Source organism: Phytopseudomonas flavescens (assembly GCF_900100535.1).
In the GTDB taxonomy this organism is placed as follows: domain Bacteria; phylum Pseudomonadota; class Gammaproteobacteria; order Pseudomonadales; family Pseudomonadaceae; genus Aquipseudomonas; species Aquipseudomonas flavescens.
Map to the genome: position 1 here is coordinate 19,485 of NZ_FNDG01000024.1, position 13,131 is coordinate 32,615.

Genomic DNA, 13,131 nt, shown 5'->3' on the forward strand with positions numbered 1-13,131 from the left:
TTTTTGCCGTGTGGCTTTATAGGTTCGCTGCTTATCAGCCTATAATGGCGACCCTTTCGCCCAACGATTTTGTGGAGCAGGTGATGGCCGAACGTACGGCATCCGTCGAGCGCAATACCCTGGAGACCCAGATCAAGGTCTCGATCAATCTGGATGGCACCGGCAAGGCCACGTTCGATACCGGCGTGCCGTTTTTCGAGCATATGCTCGACCAGATCGCCCGCCACGGCCTGATCGACCTCGACATCTTCTGCAAGGGCGACCTTGAAATCGACGACCACCACACCGTCGAAGACGTCGGTATCACCCTCGGCCAGGCCTTCGCCAAAGCCGTCGGCGACAAAAAGGGCATGACCCGCTATGGCCATTCCTACGTGCCGCTGGATGAAGCGTTGTCGCGTGTGGTCATCGACTTCTCCGGTCGTCCGGGCCTGCAGATGCACGTGCCCTTTACCCGCGCCGTGGTCGGCGGATTCGATGTCGACCTGTTCCAGGAGTTCTTCCAGGGCTTCGTCAACCATGCTCAGGTCAGCCTGCACATCGACAACCTGCGTGGCGTGAATACCCACCACCAGATCGAAACCGTGTTCAAGGCCTTCGGTCGTGCCCTGCGCATGGCCGTGGAGCTCGATCCACGCATGGCCGGCCAGATGCCGTCGACCAAGGGCGTGCTCTGATGCAGACGGTTGCAGTCATCGACTATGGCATGGGCAACCTGCACTCTGTGGCCAAGGCACTGGAGCACGTCGGTGCCGGCCGGGTGGTGGTGACCAGCGATGCCCAGGTGATCCGCGAGGCCGACCGCGTGGTGTTCCCCGGGGTTGGCGCGATCCGCGATTGCATGGCCGAGATCCGCCGCCTGGGCTTCGACGAGCTGGTGCGCGAAGTCAGCCGGGATCGTCCGTTCCTGGGCATCTGCGTGGGCATGCAGGCGCTGCTCGAGCGTAGCGAGGAGAACGACGGTGTCGACTGCATCGGCCTGTTCCCCGGCCAGGTGCGCTTCTTCGGCAAAGGCATGGTCGAAGACGGCGAGCCTCTGAAAGTCCCCCATATGGGCTGGAACGAGGTTGCCCAGGCGGTCAAGCACCCGCTGTGGCACAGCATTCCCGACCAGGCGCGCTTTTACTTCGTGCACAGCTACTACATCGAAGCCGGCAAGGCGCAGCAGGTCGTTGGCCGTGGGCATTACGGCAAGGATTTCGCTGCTGCCCTGGCCGACGGCTCGCGCTTCGCCGTGCAATTTCACCCGGAAAAGAGCCACACCCACGGCCTGCAACTGCTGCAGAACTTCGCCGCCTGGGATGGCCGCTGGTAATGGCCAGGCTGAAGAGCCCGATCCTCACGCTCACGCCCGAGCAGGAAAGCGACGCGGTGCACAAGCTGCAGCGCTTCCTGGCCGACCGCTACGAGCTGCAGTTGGGGTCTTTCGAGGTGCTGGAGCTGCTCGAACTGTTTGGCCGCGAAGTGGCGCCGCATTACTACAACCGGGCGGTCAACGACGCGCACGGCCTGCTGCGCGAACGCTTCGAAAGCCTCGAAGTCGACCTGTGGGCGCTCGAGAAAGATTGATCCCAGCCACGCTGATTGAACTGAACAAGGTGTACAGATGCTGATTATCCCCGCTATCGACCTCAAGGACGGCGCCTGTGTGCGTTTGCGTCAGGGCCGTATGGAAGATTCCACGGTGTTCTCCGATGACCCGGTGAGCATGGCTGCCAAGTGGGTCGAAGGCGGTTGCCGTCGTCTGCATCTGGTCGACCTCAACGGTGCGTTCGAAGGCAAGCCCGTCAACGGCGACGTGGTCACTGCCATCGCCAAACGCTACCCGAACCTGCCGATCCAGATCGGCGGCGGTATCCGCTCCCTGGAAACCATCGAGCATTACGTCAGGGCGGGCGTCAGCTACGTGATCATCGGCACCAAGGCGGTGAAAGATCCGCAGTTCGTGACCGATGCCTGCAAGGCCTTCCCAGGCAAGGTGATCGTCGGCCTGGATGCCAAGGATGGTTTCGTCGCCACCGACGGCTGGGCTGAAGTCAGCACCGTGCAGGCCACCGACCTGGCGCGTCGCTTCGAGGCCGATGGCGTCTCGGCGATCGTCTACACCGACATCGCCAAGGACGGCATGATGCAAGGCTGCAACGTCGAGGCCACCGCGGCCCTGGCCGCTGCCAGCCGCATTCCGGTGATCGCCTCGGGTGGCATCCACAACCTGGGCGACGTCGAGAAGCTGCTGCTGGCCCGCTCGCCGGGCATCATCGGCGCCATCACCGGCCGGGCCATCTATGAAGGCACCCTGGACGTCGCCGAGGCCCAGGCCTTTTGCGATTCCTTCAACGGTTGACGTTACGTCAGGCGACAGCCTGGCTCGGTACAGGGAACCTGCAATGATCGAATGCCATTCAATCGACGAGGTGCGTACGCAGATCGATGCTCTTGATCGGCACATCGTCCAGTTGCTGGCCGAGCGCGGTGGCTATGTTCGCCAAGCCGCTCGGTTCAAGCGTGACAGCGATGCCGTACGGGCGCCACAGCGGGTCGAGCAGGTCGTTGCCAAGGTCAGAGAGCTGGCGCGTGAGTCGGGGGCCTCTCCCGAGGTGATCGAGCACGTCTACCGTGCCATGATCGCTGCCTTCATCGAGACCGAACTGACCGAGCACGCCGGCTTGAATCCATCCGCCTGACGTCGTATTCCGGAGAGACCCTATGGCATTGGCCAAACGCATCATCCCCTGCCTCGACGTGGACAACGGCCGTGTGGTCAAGGGCGTCAAGTTCGAGAACATCCGCGATGCCGGCGACCCGGTGGAGATCGCACGCCGTTACGACGAGCAGGGCGCCGACGAGATCACCTTTCTCGATATCACCGCCAGCGTCGACGGCCGAGATACCACGTTGCATACCGTCGAGCGCATGGCCAGCCAGGTGTTCATCCCGTTGACCGTGGGCGGTGGCGTACGCACCGTGATGGACATCCGCAACCTGCTCAATGCCGGTGCCGACAAGGTATCGATCAACACCGCCGCGGTGTTCACCCCCGAGTTCGTCGGCGAGGCTGCCTCGCGCTTCGGCTCGCAGTGCATCGTCGTCGCCATCGATGCCAAGAAGGTCTCCGCCCCGGGCGAAACGCCGCGCTGGGAAATCTTCACCCATGGCGGTCGCAAGCCCACCGGCCTCGATGCGGTGGCCTGGGCGCAGAAGATGGAGGGCCTGGGTGCTGGCGAAATTCTCCTGACCAGCATGGATCAGGATGGCGTGAAGAGCGGCTACGACCTGGGCGTGACCCGTGCCATCAGTGAGGCCGTGGGCATCCCGGTGATCGCCTCCGGCGGCGTCGGCAACCTGCAGCACCTGGCCGATGGCATCATCGAAGGCAAGGCGGCGGCGGTGCTGGCGGCGAGCATCTTCCATTTCGGCGAATACACGGTGCCAGAAGCCAAGGCCTACCTGGCCAGCCGCGGCATCGTGGTGCGCTGAACCGCACACGCAGCGCCTGGAGGTAATGGTTGCTCATCCAGGGTGCATTTGCGCTTTGGGATGCCCTTTAATGGCGCTAAGCTAGCCGCCGTGTGACAGGGACCGGTCGAGCCAGGGCGTTTAGCCCGGTATTTATGACCGAACCGCCTGTTCGCTCCGGGCGTCACCTTTCCGGCCGCCCGTCAACGCTCTGAATTGGCAGGTAGTCGAGTTCATGTACAAACGTCTGTGGTGGGCAGCGGCGACGGCCCTGCTCGTGATGGCATCGGCGGCACGCGCCGAAATCGACCCGAACTACAACGTGGTGTTGCTGACGGAAAACTTTCCGCCTTACAACATGGCGATCAATGGCAAGAACTTCGCGCAGGAAGACAACATCGATGGCATCGCCGTGGACGTGGTGCGCGAGATGTTCAAGCGCGCCGGCGTATCCTACAGCCTCACCCTGCGTTTCCCCTGGGATCGTATCTATAAACTCGCCCTGGAGAAGCCCGGCTACGGTGTGTTCGTGACCGCGCGTCTGCCTGAGCGCGAGCAACTGTTCAAATGGGTCGGGCCAATCGGCCCGGACGACTGGGTGCTGCTGGCGCGTGGCGACAGCAACCTGGTGGTGAGCAATCTGCAGCAGGCCAGGCAGTACCGCATCGGTGCCTACAAAGGCGATGCCATCGCCGAGTATCTGGATAAGCAGGGGCTGCAGCCGATCACCTCGCTGCGTGACCAGGAAAATGCCAGGAAACTCGTCAATGGCCAGATCGACCTGTGGGCCACCGGTGATCCAGCCGGCCGCTATCTGGCACGCCAGGAAGGCGTCAGCGGCTTGAAAACGGTGATGCGTTTCAATAGTGCGCAACTGTATCTGGCCCTCAACAGGGACGTGCCGGACGAGGTGGTACAGAAGCTGCAGTCGGAACTGGACAAGATGCGTGCTGAGGGTTACGTCGACTCCATCCTCAACAGCTATCTGTAGGCATGAAGGCCGTTGGAAAGTACCGCGTCGGCTGCCGAGGTCGCCTGCGCGGGGTCGATGACTGGTTTTCATGCAGCAATGCGTGCCTTGGCGCGGCATGCGCCAGTCATTGCCATGGAAGGTGGTGATGGGGATTCGGCAGGAGGCCGCCCAACATAACCATGACCACGGCGGGACGACTGATGTTGAATACGTTGAAAGCGCTTGTGCTGTTGCTCGCTTTCGCGGCAAGTGCCGCCAGGGCCGAGCTGCCACCCGACTACAAGATGGTGTTGCTGACCGAGAACTTCCCGCCGTTCAACATGGCGGTGGACGACAAGAATTTCGCCCGCGAAGACGCCATCGATGGTATCAGTGCCGACCTGGTGCGCGAGATGTTCAAGCGCGCACAGATCGATTACACCCTTACCCTGCGCTTCCCCTGGGATCGCCTTTACAAGCTGACCCTCGACAAGCCCAATTACGGTCTGTTTTCCACCACCTTCACCCCTGAGCGCCAGCCACTGTTCAAGTGGGTCGGCCCGCTGGCCAAGACCAGTTGGGTGCTGCTGGCCGCGCCCGGCAGCCGCCTGACCGTCAACAGCCTGAAGGAAGCTGGCCAGTACAGCATCGGCGCCTACAAGAACGATGCGGTCAGCCAACACCTGGAAGGCCAGGGCCTGGTACCGGTCAACGCCCTGCGCGACCAGGAAAACGTCAAGAAGCTCACGTCCGGCAAGATCGATCTATGGGCCACCACCGACCCGGTCGGCCGCTACCTGGCCAAGCAGGAGGGGGTGAGTGGCCTGATCACGGTGTTGCGCTTCAATGAGGCCGAGCTTTACCTGGCATTGAACAAGGACACCCCGGACGAAGTCGTGCAACGCCTGCAGAAGGCGCTCGACCAGTTGCGCAGCGAAGGCTTCGTCGACGAGATGACCAACAGCTATCTGTAGGCGCCGCGCGGCTATTGCGGCGAATAGCTCCAGCGGGAGCTGAGCAGCACCACCAGAAACGATGCCAATGCCAGTGCCGCCGCCACGTACCAGAACACTGGCTGTTCGGACAGGCGCTGAGGGTAGATGCTTTGCGCCGCACCCAGGCCGATGAAGTTGCCGCCGGCAACCAGCACCGCAGCGGCGTAATCATGGAAGCGCCGCGCCTTGTTGGCGCTGTGCGACCACTTGTGGTCGGTATTGTAGCTGGGCAGGCTCAGGTTGGCGTCGCCCAGGCGTTCGAGTAGCGAGAGGAAGGTGCGCAGGTTGGTGATCGCCCGTTCGGCCTTGTAGTTGAGAAAGGCGAAGCAGATCGCCGCGACGGGAAAACCGAGCATCAGCCATTCGATGGGGGCGGGGTTGCTGGCCGTGGTCGGGCGCAGGGCCACCAGCGCGGCGAGCAGGCTGACCACTATGGTCACATACAGCGCCAACGCCTGCTGGCGTTGCGCGATGCGCGCATTGACTTCCTGGTAGGCGGCTATGAAACGGTAGTTGGCATCGACGATCGATTTCGACATGCAGGGCTCCTGGCGATGGTGGGGCTGCCGTTCAATGGTGGAATCTAACAAGAATCCTCTGCTGCGGTCAGTGGCCGATTCCATGAAAAAGCCCCATTGCAGAGAGCTGCAATGGGGCTTTTGCCGAGCGCGGGGGCGCTAGTTGCGGGTGACGTTCAAACCTTTGAGCAGGTTCAGCGCCTGGCTCAGCTGGTAGTCGTCATCCTGTGGGCGGGCGGCCTTGCCGGCCCCGCCCTGGCTCGGGCGGTCGGCGCCGCCGTTGCCGTTACCGAGGTGACCCTGCAGGTCGGCTTCCTTGAGGCTCGGGTCGTCGCTCTCGCGGGTCAGCTTGGCGCGCGCCACCTCCACGTCCGGGACGATACCCTGGGCCTGGATGGAACGGCCGTTAGGGGTGAAGTACAGCGCGGTGGTGATCTTCAGCGCGCGGTCGTTGTTCAGCGGCAGGACGGTCTGCACCGAGCCCTTGCCGAAGCTGTCGGTGCCCATCACCACACCGCGTTTGTGATCCTGCAGGGCGCCGGCGACGATTTCCGATGCCGAGGCACTGCCACCGTTGATCAGCACCACCAGTGGCACGCCTTCGCTGGCGTCCAGGGGATCGGCAGAGAAACGCAGCTCGGAGTTGGGGATACGGCCCTTGGTGTAGACGATCAGGCCTTTCTTGAGGAAGTGGTCGGCCACTTCGACGGCCGACTGCAGCACGCCGCCCGGGTTGTTGCGCAGGTCGAGCACCAGGCCGCTGAGCTTCTTGCCATTCTCCTTGCGCAGCTTGTTGAGCGCCTTGCCGACCTCTTCGCCGGTGTTGACCTGGAACTGGGTGACGCGGATGTAACCATAGCCCGGGTCGAGCAACTGGCTGCGCACGCTGGTGACCTTGATCACCGCGCGGGTCAGTTGCACGTCGAACGGCTTGCCGCCTTCGCGCACCAGGGTGAGCAGAATCTTGCTGCCGGCCTTGCCGCGCATCCGGTCCACGGCTTCCATCATCGACAGGCCCTTGGTCGGCTTGCCGTCGATCTTGACGATCAGGTCGCCGGGGTGAATGCCGGCCTTGGAGGCGGGGGTATCGTCGATGGGCGAAACCACCTTGATGAAGCCGTCCTCGGTGCCGACTTCGATGCCCAGGCCGCCGAATTCGCCGCTGGTGCTTTCCTGCAGCTCGGCGAAGGCTTTCGGGTCGAGATACGCCGAGTGCGGGTCGAGATTGCTGAGCATGCCCTTGATGGCGTTCTCCAGCAGCTCCTTGTCGGTCACCGGCTCCACGTAGGCGGCCTTGATGCGATCCATCACCTCGGCGAAGGTGCGCAGCTCCTCGAGCGGCAGCGGCGCGGCGTTCTGGTCGGCGGCCGGCGCAGGGGTGATCGGAGCCTGGTCGGCATGCAGCACGGGTGCTCCACCGAGCAGGGCGATCGCCAGGGCCAGGGAGGTGAAGCGAGACAGTTGCGGCATTCGAGCTAACTCCTACGACAATGAGATGGCGCTTATCCTTGCGCCCGACACCATTGGGCCGGATCGCTGGCGCGGCCCTGCTGGCGAATCGCGAAATACAGGGCTGGCGTGTCCTGCCCGCCGCTGGTACCAACGGTGGCGATGGGGTCACCGGCCTTGACGATGTCCCCGGCGTCCTTGAGCAGGCTCTGGTTATGCCCGTACAGGGTCAGATAGCCATTGCCATGGTCGAGGATGACCAGAAGCCCGGATCCGCGCAACCAGTCTGCGAAGACCACCCGACCGCCATGCACAGCGCGTACCTGACTGCCGGCGGACGCGCCGATCAGTACGCCGTCCCACTTAGTCCGAGCGTCTTCGCCGCGCGGGGTTCCATATCTCGCCACCAGGCGGCCGTTCACCGGCCACGGCAGCTTGCCCTTGGCACTGCCGAAAGGGCCGCCGTAAGTCGCGCCGGAGCTCACCAGTGGGCCATCGACCTGCTTCCTGGTGGTCGGCGCGGCGGGTTTCTCACGGGCGGCGGCGAGGGCGCGCTGCCGTTCCTGCTCGGCTTCGCGGGCCTGGCGGGCCAGGGTTTGCTCGATGGTCTTGAGTACTCGACCGAGATCTGCCTGTTCCTGCTCGCGGGCCTTGAGGCGTTCTCCGCGGGCGGCGTAATCCTTGTTCAGTTTGGCCAGAGCGACCTGGCGTTCCTTGCGCACGGCGGCCAGTTCGTTGCTGCGCAGATCCAATTGGCCTTTCTGCTCCTGCAACTGAGCCTGGTGATGACCGATGTCCTTCTCGACGTTGGCCAGTTGGCGCAGCGTTTCATTGAAGGTCGTCAGCTGTTCCATGCGGGCTTCGGCGAGGTAATCGTAGTAGGTCAGGGTGCGGGAGAATTTTTCCGGATTCTGCTGGTTGAGCAGCAGCTTGATGTATTCCTGACGGCCCCCCTGATAGGCCGCCCGGGCCTGGATACCGATCAGGCGCTGCTGCTCAAGGCGCGCGTCCTGGAGTTTTTTTTTCTCCTGATCGAGGCGCTTGAGTTCCTTTTCGCTTTCATTCAACTCGTCACGCAGGCTCTTGACCTGGTTCTCCAGGTCACCCATTTCGGTTTCGGTGGACTTGAGCTGCTTCTGTACGCCGGATCTTTCCTGCTGCAGTTGCTCCAGCAGCTTTTTCAGCTCGGCGACGTCGGAGCGCGCGGCTTCCAGCTGTTTTTGCGTATCGGCTTTCTGGTCGGCAAAGGCCGGCACCAGCAGGCTGGTCAGGAGGACAAGGAAGAGGGCACGAAACATGGGGCAGGCGGTACCTGGCGGGGGAACGTTAGGGGCTGTCGATGCTTCAGGGCCAGCCGCAGGGCCCGGCGCTGCCGTGCTGAAACGTCAACGGAGCCTAGTATGCCCGTGGTGCGGGGTAAAAAAAACGCCTTGCGTGGCGAATGCCGACTCAAGGCGTCTGGTGGTCGACCGGTGGGGCTCGGGCGATGCTTTTCATCACTCCCGGCTATCGCAGGCGGCTGCCTGCCCGGATCAATGTGGCGTTCACTTGATGGTGACGATGCTGGTACCGGTCATTTCCCTGGGAACCGGCATGCCCATCAGCGTCAGCAGGGTCGGTGCCACGTCGGCCAGCACGCCGCCTTCGCGGATGCTGACGTCGCGCTTGCCGACATAGATGAATGGCACCGGCTCGCAGGTGTGAGCGGTGTGCGCCTGGCCGGTACACTCGTCCTGCATCTGCTCGACGTTGCCGTGGTCCGCGGTGACCAGCGCCTCGCCGCCGACCTTGTCGAGGGCTTCGATGATGCGTCCGACACAAGTGTCAAGGCACTCCACGGCGGCCACGGCGGCCTCGAACACGCCGGTGTGGCCGACCATGTCGCCGTTGGCGTAGTTGACCACGATCACGTCGTAACGCTGGTTCTCGATGGCATCGACGATCTTGTCGGTAACCTCGGGGGCGTTCATCTGCGGCTGCAGATCGTAGGTGGCAACGTTCGGCGATGGGATGAGGATGCGTTCCTCACCCGGGAAGGGCTCTTCGCGGCCGCCGGAGAAGAAGAAGGTCACGTGAGCGTACTTCTCGGTCTCGGCGATACGCAGTTGGGTCTTGCCGTTGTTGGCCAGGTATTCGCCTAACACGTTGACCAGCGGCTCAGGCTTGTAAGCACTCGGCGTGTCGATGCTCGCCGCGTATTGCGTGAGCATGATGAAGCCGGCGGTCTGCGGCACGCGGGCGCGCTCGAAGGCATCGAAACCCGGCTCGACGAAGGCGCGGGTCAGTTCGCGGGCGCGGTCGGCGCGGAAGTTCATGAACACCACGGCGTCGCCGTCTTCGACGCTGACCGTCTCGCCGATGCCGGTGGCCTTGACGAATTCGTCGCTTTCGCCGCGGGCGTAGGCGGCTTGCAGGCCGGCGACGGCGGTATCGGCACTGAACTGGCGCTGCCCGGCGGCGATCAGGTTGTAGGCCTGGGCGACGCGATCCCAGCGATTGTCACGGTCCATGGCGAAGTAGCGGCCGATCAGCGAGGCGATACGACCCTTGCCGAGCCTGGCGAAGGTGGCATCGAGCAGCTCCAGGGAGCCCTGGGCGCTTTTCGGTGCAGTGTCACGACCGTCGAGGAAGGCGTGCAGGTAGATCTTTTCGGCGCCGCGGCGGGCGGCCAGCTCGGCCATCGCCACCAGGTGATCCTGATGGCTGTGCACACCGCCGTCGGACAGCAGGCCGAGGATGTGCACGGCCTTGCCGGCGCCGACGGCTTTATCCACAGCGCCGGTAATGGCCGGATTGTCGAAGAACTCGCCATCGCGGATCGCCTTGGTCACCCGGGTGAAGTCCTGATACACCACGCGCCCGGCCCCCAGGTTCATATGGCCGACTTCGGAATTGCCCATCTGGCCGTCCGGCAGGCCGACGTCCATGCCGCTGCCGGAGATCAGCCCGTGGGGCTGGGTGGCACGCAGGCGGTCGTAGACCGGTGTGTTGGCGGCGAATATGGCATTGTGCTCGGGCGTGTCGCTATGGCCGAAGCCGTCGAGAATGACCAGAACCAAGGGTTTGGGCGTTGCGCTCATACGGGGCTCGCTCTGCTTGAGGGACGCGTAAAAATGATCAGACATTCTACGACCCTGGAAAGATCCCGTCACCGCCGTACGGCCTTTGGTGGGACTCTCGTGGCTGTGTATACTGGCCGGCATTTTACCGTCCCCGGAACCGCGTGATGCTTGCCAACCTGATTGAATTCGCTACCACCCACTTCATCCTCAGCGGCCTGTTCGTCATCATCCTCGCGCTGCTGATCTTCACTGAGCTGCAAAAGGGTGGTCAGAGCCTCAGCAGCCGCGAAGTCACCGCGCTGATCAACCGCGACGAAGGCGTAGTGATCGACATCCGCAACAAGAAGGACTTCGCCAGCGGCCATATCGTCGGCGCGCTGAACATTCCCCTCGACAAGCTGACCTCGCGCATCGCCGAGCTCGAGAAGCACAAGGCCAAGACCCTGATCATCGTCGATGCCCTGGGCCAGCAGGCCGGCACCGCCGCCCGCGACCTGAAAAAGGCCGGTTTCACGGCCGCGCGTCTGGGCGGTGGTATCGCCACCTGGCGCAGCGACAACCTGCCCGTGGTGAAGTGAGATGGCCAAGGTCGTCGTCTATTCCAGCGACTGGTGCCCCTACTGCATCCGCGCCAAGCAGCTGTTGACCAACAAAAACGTGGCGTTCGACGAGATCCGCGTCGACGGTAAACCGGACCTGCGGGCAGAGATGACCCGCAAGGCCGGTCGCACATCGGTGCCGCAGATATGGATCGGTGATACCCATGTGGGTGGCTGCGACGACCTGTTTACCCTGGAACGGGCAGGCAAGCTTGATGCACTGCTCCGTGCCTGATAGACCCAGAACCTTTCTTTAAGTCCATACAGCAGAAGGCTTTGCCCATGACCGAACACGTTACCGGCGCCGCCCAAGGCGACCAGAATCCTCAGTTCTCCCTGCAGCGCATCTATGTGCGCGACCTGTCCTTCGAAGCGCCGAAGAGCCCCGAGATCTTCCGTCAGGAGTGGACCCCGAGCGTCGCGATGGACCTCAATACCCGCCAGAAAGCCCTGGAGGGCGACTTCCACGAAGTGGTGCTGACCCTGTCGGTGACCGTGAAGAACGGTGAAGAAACCGCCTTCATCGCCGAAGTGCAGCAGGCAGGTATCTTCCTGATCAAGGGGCTGGATGCCGGCTCGATGAGCCACACCCTGGGCGCGTTCTGCCCGAACATCCTGTTCCCGTACGCCCGTGAAGCCCTGGACAACCTGGTCGTTCGCGGTTCGTTCCCTGCTCTGATGCTGGCGCCGGTGAACTTCGATGCCCTGTACGCTCAGGAACTGCAGCGCCAGCAAGCGGCCAACTGAGTTATCGGCTGCTGCATAAAAAAAACGCCCTTCGGGGCGTTTTTTTATGGGCATATGCTTCGTAGCCTACGGTTGAGCGCAGCGATACCCAAGGATGCCGTCCCGGGTTTCTCTGCGCTCGACGCCGGGTTATCGAGCTGGCTCAGCCATGCTGAAACCGTGCTGGCGCCAGGCTTCGTAAACGGCCACCGCCACCGTGTTGGACAGATTGAGGCTGCGGCACCCTTCGCGCATCGGCAGGCGCACACGTTGCTGTTGAGGCAGGGCTTCGCGGATTTCCTGAGGCAGGCCGCGGCTTTCCGGGCCGAATAGAAAGGCATCGCCCGGCTGGTAGCGCACGTCGTGGAACGGCTGCGAGCCCTTGGTGGTGAAGGCGAACACGCGTGGCTGGCCGAGGCTTTCCAGGCAGGCCTCGAGGCTGGCATGGCGCTGCAGGGGGGCGTATTCGTGGTAGTCCAGGCCGGCCCGGCGCAGGCGCTTGTCATCCAGTTCGAAACCGAGGGGTTCGATCAGGTGCAGGTGACAGCCGCTGTTGGCACAGAGCCTGATAATGTTGCCGGTGTTGGGCGGGATTTCCGGTTGAAAAAGGATCACATGAAACATGCACGGCTCCGAGCCAGAAGATGGCCGACATTCTACGCCCGATAAGCCGCCAAGACCGCGCCCATGGGTGCGGGTGATCGGTTCGTTGGCGATCTTCGGCTTTCTGGTCGGCTTGATGATCGGCCGCCTGTTCCATCCCGATGCGATGCATCTGAAGGAAGTGGAAGCGGGCGATGAGCGACTGGTGCTGTGGTTCAACGTCGAGCCGCAGGTACGCATCGGTGAATTCCAGGGCACCTTGCTGCTGCGTTTCGAGGGACTGGGCCGCGAGCAGCGGGGCCAGTTACAGGTTGCCGGGCGCACGGCCAATTGGCGCGTGGTACGGGAGGGGCGCGAGTTGGAGCTGCGTGTGGTGGCGGCTCGCCCGCTGCGCGGGGAGTCGATTGCCGAGGAGGTCGAGGGGCGTTGGCGCCTGACGGTTCGTCTGGCGCCGCAGTAGGGGATAAAAGAGGGGACACCCAGCCTGCCTGTACCAGGGCCCCGAAGAAAATGGGGGTTCTCTGACCTGCCTGTATCAGAGCCCCCTAAGAAAGAAGGGAGGTCTCGGCCTGCCTGTACCGAGGCTCCCAAAGAAAGAGGGGAATCCCCGGCCTGCCTGTACCAAGGTCCCCGAAACTGGGTTATCGATACCATTGCAGGGGGCGTGCCAGTTTCAGTTTTTTCCCTGCAGGTACCGTGTTCACTGGCCTGCCGGCGCGTGTCGCGGTTTTCTGCCAGGTGTCGAGCCGGGGACGGGTGATCCGCTCGGGT

General features: G+C 63.1%; 17 protein-coding genes. 12 read left to right on the forward strand and 5 right to left on the reverse strand.

Features of this window, described 5'->3' with window-relative positions:
* Nucleotides 1-83 precede the first annotated feature (83 nt).
* The 8 genes from hisB (at nt 84) to BLR94_RS23275 (ending at nt 5,382) form a co-directional block, all read left to right on the forward strand.
* Nucleotides 84-677 carry an imidazoleglycerol-phosphate dehydratase HisB gene (gene hisB, locus BLR94_RS23240; protein WP_084308285.1) on the forward strand — a complete coding sequence of 198 codons (594 nt, stop codon included), beginning with the start codon at nt 84-86 and terminating at the stop codon, nt 675-677.
* Nucleotides 677-1,315 carry an imidazole glycerol phosphate synthase subunit HisH gene (gene hisH / locus BLR94_RS23245; protein WP_084308286.1) on the forward strand — a complete coding sequence of 213 codons (639 nt, stop codon included), beginning with the start codon at nt 677-679 and terminating at the stop codon, nt 1,313-1,315. The genes hisB and hisH overlap by 1 nt, the downstream gene beginning before the upstream one ends.
* The gene (locus BLR94_RS23250; RefSeq protein ID WP_084308287.1) at nt 1,315-1,569 is read left to right on the forward strand and encodes a DUF2164 domain-containing protein; all 255 of its coding nucleotides are present in this window, start codon (nt 1,315-1,317) and stop codon (nt 1,567-1,569) included. Before hisH ends, BLR94_RS23250 begins: the two co-directional genes overlap by 1 nt.
* 37 nt (nt 1,570-1,606) lie before the next feature.
* Nucleotides 1,607-2,344 (forward strand): 1-(5-phosphoribosyl)-5-[(5-phosphoribosylamino)methylideneamino]imidazole-4-carboxamide isomerase, encoded by a 738-nt coding sequence (gene hisA, locus BLR94_RS23255; RefSeq protein ID WP_084308288.1) that lies wholly within the window; start codon nt 1,607-1,609, stop codon nt 2,342-2,344.
* Nucleotides 2,345-2,387: 43 nt separating this feature from the next.
* The gene (locus tag BLR94_RS23260; RefSeq protein WP_084308289.1) at nt 2,388-2,684 is read left to right on the forward strand and encodes a chorismate mutase; all 297 of its coding nucleotides are present in this window, start codon (nt 2,388-2,390) and stop codon (nt 2,682-2,684) included.
* Between the two features lie 22 nt (nt 2,685-2,706).
* Nucleotides 2,707-3,477, forward strand: a complete 771-nt coding sequence (hisF, locus tag BLR94_RS23265; protein ID WP_084308290.1) for an imidazole glycerol phosphate synthase subunit HisF — start codon at nt 2,707-2,709, stop codon at nt 3,475-3,477.
* A 214-nt stretch (nt 3,478-3,691) separates the two neighbouring features.
* Nucleotides 3,692-4,447 (forward strand): substrate-binding periplasmic protein, encoded by a 756-nt coding sequence (locus BLR94_RS23270; protein ID WP_084308291.1) that lies wholly within the window; start codon nt 3,692-3,694, stop codon nt 4,445-4,447.
* A gap of 182 nt (nt 4,448-4,629) precedes the next feature.
* The gene (locus BLR94_RS23275; RefSeq protein ID WP_084308360.1) at nt 4,630-5,382 is read left to right on the forward strand and encodes a substrate-binding periplasmic protein; all 753 of its coding nucleotides are present in this window, start codon (nt 4,630-4,632) and stop codon (nt 5,380-5,382) included.
* Nucleotides 5,383-5,393: 11 nt separating this feature from the next.
* On the opposite strand, the gene BLR94_RS23280 is transcribed toward BLR94_RS23275, so the two are convergent.
* From BLR94_RS23280 to gpmI, 4 genes are all read right to left on the reverse strand, one after another.
* Entirely contained in the window at nt 5,394-5,942 is a 549-nt protein-coding gene (locus BLR94_RS23280; protein WP_084308292.1) for a hypothetical protein, read from the reverse strand.
* Nucleotides 5,943-6,080: 138 nt separating this feature from the next.
* Nucleotides 6,081-7,391, reverse strand: a complete 1,311-nt coding sequence (locus BLR94_RS23285; protein WP_084308293.1) for a S41 family peptidase — start codon at nt 7,389-7,391, stop codon at nt 6,081-6,083.
* Between the two features lie 32 nt (nt 7,392-7,423).
* On the reverse strand, nt 7,424-8,668 hold the full coding sequence (locus BLR94_RS23290; protein WP_084308294.1) for a murein hydrolase activator EnvC family protein: 1,245 nt from the start codon (nt 8,666-8,668) through the stop codon (nt 7,424-7,426).
* Between the two features lie 246 nt (nt 8,669-8,914).
* Nucleotides 8,915-10,450 (reverse strand): 2,3-bisphosphoglycerate-independent phosphoglycerate mutase, encoded by a 1,536-nt coding sequence (gene gpmI / locus BLR94_RS23295; RefSeq protein ID WP_084308295.1) that lies wholly within the window; start codon nt 10,448-10,450, stop codon nt 8,915-8,917.
* 146 nt (nt 10,451-10,596) lie between these two features.
* Between gpmI and BLR94_RS23300 the strand changes: the two genes are divergently transcribed.
* Genes BLR94_RS23300 through secB form a run of 3 tightly spaced genes read left to right on the forward strand, consistent with a single transcriptional unit; the run spans nt 10,597 to nt 11,778 of the window.
* Complete coding sequence (locus BLR94_RS23300) at nt 10,597-11,010, forward strand: rhodanese-like domain-containing protein (RefSeq protein WP_084308296.1); 414 nt, start codon at nt 10,597-10,599, stop codon at nt 11,008-11,010.
* A 1-nt stretch (nt 11,011) separates the two neighbouring features.
* Nucleotides 11,012-11,266 carry a glutaredoxin 3 gene (gene grxC, locus BLR94_RS23305; protein WP_084308297.1) on the forward strand — a complete coding sequence of 85 codons (255 nt, stop codon included), beginning with the start codon at nt 11,012-11,014 and terminating at the stop codon, nt 11,264-11,266.
* Nucleotides 11,267-11,313: 47 nt separating this feature from the next.
* Nucleotides 11,314-11,778 (forward strand): protein-export chaperone SecB, encoded by a 465-nt coding sequence (gene secB, locus BLR94_RS23310; RefSeq protein ID WP_084308298.1) that lies wholly within the window; start codon nt 11,314-11,316, stop codon nt 11,776-11,778.
* A 129-nt stretch (nt 11,779-11,907) separates the two neighbouring features.
* Here the strand turns inward: secB and trmL are convergent, their stop codons facing one another.
* Nucleotides 11,908-12,381, reverse strand: coding sequence for a tRNA (uridine(34)/cytosine(34)/5-carboxymethylaminomethyluridine(34)-2'-O)-methyltransferase TrmL (gene trmL / locus BLR94_RS23315; RefSeq protein ID WP_084308299.1), 474 nt, complete (start codon nt 12,379-12,381; stop codon nt 11,908-11,910).
* 73 nt (nt 12,382-12,454) lie between these two features.
* On the opposite strand from trmL, the gene BLR94_RS23320 reads away from it, so the two are divergent.
* On the forward strand, nt 12,455-12,820 hold the full coding sequence (locus BLR94_RS23320) for a hypothetical protein (RefSeq protein ID WP_244158252.1): 366 nt from the start codon (nt 12,455-12,457) through the stop codon (nt 12,818-12,820).
* Nucleotides 12,821-13,131 lie beyond the last annotated feature (311 nt).

Excerpts from the sequence above, each read along its gene's own strand:
- hisB (WP_084308285.1), top strand. The coding sequence starts at position 84 with ATGGCCGAACGTACGGCATCCGTCGAGCGCAATACCCTGGAGACCCAG.
- hisH (WP_084308286.1), top strand. The coding sequence starts at position 677 with ATGCAGACGGTTGCAGTCATCGACTATGGCATGGGCAACCTGCACTCT.
- BLR94_RS23250 (WP_084308287.1), top strand. The coding sequence starts at position 1,315 with ATGGCCAGGCTGAAGAGCCCGATCCTCACGCTCACGCCCGAGCAGGAA.
- hisA (WP_084308288.1), top strand. The coding sequence starts at position 1,607 with ATGCTGATTATCCCCGCTATCGACCTCAAGGACGGCGCCTGTGTGCGT.
- BLR94_RS23260 (WP_084308289.1), top strand. The coding sequence starts at position 2,388 with ATGATCGAATGCCATTCAATCGACGAGGTGCGTACGCAGATCGATGCT.
- hisF (WP_084308290.1), top strand. The coding sequence starts at position 2,707 with ATGGCATTGGCCAAACGCATCATCCCCTGCCTCGACGTGGACAACGGC.
- BLR94_RS23270 (WP_084308291.1), top strand. The coding sequence starts at position 3,692 with ATGTACAAACGTCTGTGGTGGGCAGCGGCGACGGCCCTGCTCGTGATG.
- BLR94_RS23275 (WP_084308360.1), top strand. The coding sequence starts at position 4,630 with ATGTTGAATACGTTGAAAGCGCTTGTGCTGTTGCTCGCTTTCGCGGCA.
- BLR94_RS23280 (WP_084308292.1), bottom strand. The coding sequence starts at position 5,942 with ATGTCGAAATCGATCGTCGATGCCAACTACCGTTTCATAGCCGCCTAC.
- BLR94_RS23285 (WP_084308293.1), bottom strand. The coding sequence starts at position 7,391 with ATGCCGCAACTGTCTCGCTTCACCTCCCTGGCCCTGGCGATCGCCCTG.
- BLR94_RS23290 (WP_084308294.1), bottom strand. The coding sequence starts at position 8,668 with ATGTTTCGTGCCCTCTTCCTTGTCCTCCTGACCAGCCTGCTGGTGCCG.
- gpmI (WP_084308295.1), bottom strand. The coding sequence starts at position 10,450 with ATGAGCGCAACGCCCAAACCCTTGGTTCTGGTCATTCTCGACGGCTTC.
- BLR94_RS23300 (WP_084308296.1), top strand. The coding sequence starts at position 10,597 with ATGCTTGCCAACCTGATTGAATTCGCTACCACCCACTTCATCCTCAGC.
- grxC (WP_084308297.1), top strand. The coding sequence starts at position 11,012 with ATGGCCAAGGTCGTCGTCTATTCCAGCGACTGGTGCCCCTACTGCATC.
- secB (WP_084308298.1), top strand. The coding sequence starts at position 11,314 with ATGACCGAACACGTTACCGGCGCCGCCCAAGGCGACCAGAATCCTCAG.
- trmL (WP_084308299.1), bottom strand. The coding sequence starts at position 12,381 with ATGTTTCATGTGATCCTTTTTCAACCGGAAATCCCGCCCAACACCGGC.